Source organism: Falsiroseomonas sp. RANM36 (assembly GCF_056682175.1).
The window spans coordinates 1,642,636-1,643,354 of the sequence record NZ_JBWXTD010000003.1 but is presented as its reverse complement, the minus strand read 5'-3'; the positions used below and the strand labels follow the sequence as shown (position 1 = coordinate 1,643,354).

Sequence of the window (719 nt, the reverse complement as noted above, 5' to 3'; positions counted from 1 at the left end):
GGGGCGCCGCGGCGACGCTGATGGGTGCGGGCGGGGGGTTCATCGCGGCGCGGGCGCGGTGATCACCCGCGCTTGCGCAACAGTGCCCGGACCACCTCGGCCGGTCCCTGGTGGCGCGGGCCTTCGTCCAGGCTGACGGTGCCTTCCAGCAACTCCAGCACTTCCAGCTCGCCGAACAGCTCCTCCACGATGGCGCGCGACCAGAGCAATTCGGGCATCTTCGGCCCGCCGCTGCGGCGGCCCTGCTGCGCCGGCGTGAAGCATTCCAGCGCGAGCAGGCCGCCCGGCGCCCGCGCGCGCAGCACGCCGCGCGCCGCCGCCGCGCGGTCCGCCGGCGGCAGGTGCAGGTAGATCCAGGCGACCAGCTCGAAGCCGCCCGGCGGGTAGTCCCAGGCGGAGGCATCCGCCACGACCGTGCGCAACTCGGCACCGCGGCGCGGGGCGGGCGCCGCCGCCTTCGCCATGCCCACCTGCGACCAGTCGAGCGAGGTGACGACAAGACCCTGCTCCGCCAGCCAGACGCCGTTGCGCCCCTCGCCATCGCCGAGCGCCAGCGCCCGCATCCCCGGCCTGAACCAGGGGCGCAGCTCCTCCAGGTAGCGGTTCGGCGCCTCCCCGAACTGGAAGTCGCCGCCGGCGAAGCGCTCGTCCCAGGCGATGGGCCGGCGGATGGACGGCCGCGCCAGGGGGAGGTTACCCCCCCCCCGGGGGCGCGGGGG

The 719-nt window shown here is 76.4% G+C and carries 1 protein-coding gene; it reads right to left on the bottom strand.

All coding sequences use genetic code 11. The features are described from left to right. Positions 1 to 62: 62 nt before the first annotated feature. A partial coding sequence (locus AC1MIR_RS12805) for a methyltransferase domain-containing protein (protein ID WP_480028535.1) occupies positions 63 to 719 on the bottom strand: 657 nt, incomplete at its 5' end.